This is a genomic window from Nonomuraea aridisoli (genome assembly GCF_003236395.1).
GTDB lineage: Bacteria > Actinomycetota > Actinomycetes > Streptosporangiales > Streptosporangiaceae > Nonomuraea > Nonomuraea aridisoli.
In genome coordinates this window covers 1-2361 of the sequence record NZ_POUD01000514.1, presented here as the reverse complement: position 1 = coordinate 2361, position 2361 = coordinate 1, and the positions used below count along the sequence as shown (strand labels likewise).

Annotated in this window: 3 protein-coding genes; all 3 read left to right on the top strand. The window is 72.1% G+C overall.

Annotated features, from left to right (window positions below):
- The first annotated feature begins 270 nt into the window (after positions 1-270).
- Positions 271-417 (top strand): hypothetical protein, encoded by a 147-nt coding sequence (locus C1J01_RS50820; protein WP_181449370.1) that lies wholly within the window; start codon positions 271-273, stop codon positions 415-417.
- Positions 414-1409 carry an AAA family ATPase gene (locus C1J01_RS47630; protein WP_111185708.1) on the top strand — a complete coding sequence of 332 codons (996 nt, stop codon included), beginning with the start codon at positions 414-416 and terminating at the stop codon, positions 1407-1409. The genes C1J01_RS50820 and C1J01_RS47630 overlap by 4 nt, the downstream gene beginning before the upstream one ends.
- The coding region (locus C1J01_RS47625; RefSeq protein ID WP_111185706.1) for a DUF58 domain-containing protein at positions 1406-2361 on the top strand (956 nt) is incomplete at its 3' end. The genes C1J01_RS47630 and C1J01_RS47625, both read left to right, overlap by 4 nt.

Sequence of the window (2361 nt, the reverse complement as noted above, 5' to 3'; positions counted from 1 at the left end):
GGGTCCGGGGAGGCGCCGCAGGCGGTGAGCAGGGCGGTGGCGGCGGGAAGCCCGAGCCCGAGCAGGCCCAGTCGCCGCAGGGCCTCGCGGCGGGAGATCAGGCCGTCCACGTGGTCGAGGGCGACTTCTTCGGCGAGATAGCGCTGGATGGGCGTCATGCCGGAGGAATATCCCCGTTCACCGAAAAACCGTGTAAAGGTGGCGGTTACGCGGGTTTTCGCGGTCTCTTGCTGAAATTCCTCGTAAGCCGATACGAGGGACGAGGAATCCATGCGTAGATCGCGTTTCGCTCTAGGTCTGCTGGCCGCCGGCGCCCTGCTCCTGACAGGCGGGGCCGCGTACGCCGATCCCCAGCCGACCGCCCTGGAGCTACGGGTGGTCGTGGACGACTGCCCCCAGAAGGACGTGCAGCCATGACCGACCCGGCACTGCTCGAACGTGCCCTGTTCGAGGTCAAGCGGGTGATCGTCGGACAGGACCACATGGTCGAACGGCTGCTTGTGGCGGTCATCGCCAAGGGTCACTGCCTGCTCGAGGGCGTGCCCGGCATCGCGAAGACCCTGGCCGCCGAGACCATGGCCACGGTGGTCGGCGGCACGTTCGCCCGCATCCAGTTCACGCCCGACCTGGTGCCCGCCGACATCGTCGGCACCAGGATCTACCGGCCCTCCACCGAGACGTTCGACGTCGAACTCGGGCCGGTCATGGTCAACCTGCTGCTCGCCGACGAGATCAACCGGGCGCCCGCGAAGGTGCAGTCCGCCCTGCTGGAGATCATGGCCGAGCGGCAGGTCAGCATCGGCGGCGTCACCCATGCCGTGCCACGGCCGTTCCTGGTGCTGGCCACGCAGAACCCGATCGAGTCGGAGGGCGTCTACCACCTGCCCGAGGCACAGCGGGACCGCTTCCTCATGAAGATCGACGTCGACTATCCCAGCGAATCGGAGGAGCTGGCGATCGTCTACCGCATGAGCGTCGACCCGCCGCAGCCCCAGAGCATCCTCGACCCGGCGCAGGTCGTCATGCTTCAGCGCCGGGCCGAGGAGGTCTTCGTGCACCACGCGGTCGCCGAGTACGCCGTCCGCCTGGTGTACGCCACCCGCGAGCCCGAGCGCCACGGCGTGCCCGACGTACGGCGGCTGCTGGCCTTCGGCGCCAGCCCGCGCGCCACGCTCGGCCTGCTCGCGGCCGGCCGGGCGCTGGCTCTCATGCGGGGCCGCGGCTACGTGCTGCCGGAGGACGTCCGGGACCTGGCCCACGACGTGATGGCCCACCGGCTGGTGTTGTCGTTCGACGCGCTGGCCGACGGGATCATGCCCCGGCAGGTCGTGGACCGGGTGCTGAACGCCGTGCCGCTGCCGGTCATCGCCCCGCAGCAGGAGACCGTGCGTCAGGAGATCGTGGCATGAGGTCGTACCTGATGGCCGAGCCCGCGCTGCGGCGGCTCGAGCTGACGATCACGAGGAGACTGGATGGACTGCTCCAGGGCGAGCATCTCGGCCTGGTGCCAGGTCCCGGGAGCGAACCGGCGGAGTCCCGGCCGTACCAGCCGGGGGACGACGTGCGGCGGATGGACTGGAACGTCACCGCGCGTACCAACGAGCCGCACGTGCGCGACATGGTCGCCGACCGGGAGCTGGAGATCTGGGCGCTGCTCGACGCCAGCGCCAGCATGGACTTCGGCACCGCGGCGATGGAGAAGCGGGAGCTGGCCCTCGCGGCGATGGCCGCGGTCGGCTTCCTCACCCAGCGCACCGGCAACCGGATCGGCGCCCACCTGCTGCACGGCGGCGGCGTCAGGACGTTGCCCGCCCGGACGGGCCGGCCGCACCTGATGGCGCTGCTGCAGGCGGCGTTCGCGCTGCCGCGCACCCCGCCGGGGGTGGCCGAGCCGCTGCTCGGCGTGGCGGCCGAGCAGCTGGGCCGGGTCGTCCGGCGGCGCGGCCTGGTGCTGGTCGTGTCGGACTTCCTCGACGAGCCGCAGACGTGGGAGCTGCCGCTGCGCAAGCTCACCGCACGCCACCAGGTGCTGGCGGTCGAGGTGGTCGACCCGCGCGAGCTGACCCTGCCGGACGTGGGCATCCTCACGCTGATCGACCCGGAGACGGGGCGGCGGCGCGAGGTCGCCACCGGCAACGCCCGGCTGCGCCGCCGCTACGCCGAGGCGGCGGCGGCGCAGCGCGAGACGATCGGCCAGGCGCTGCGCCGGGCCGGTGTCACCCACCTGCGCCTGCGTACGGACCGGGACTGGGTGCGCGATCTGGTCAGGCACGTGATGCGCCAACGCCGGCTCGCCACCCTGGCCGCCGGCCCGGCCTCGACCGCACCCCGCCCCGGCCCCCAGGGCACCCTGCCCCACGC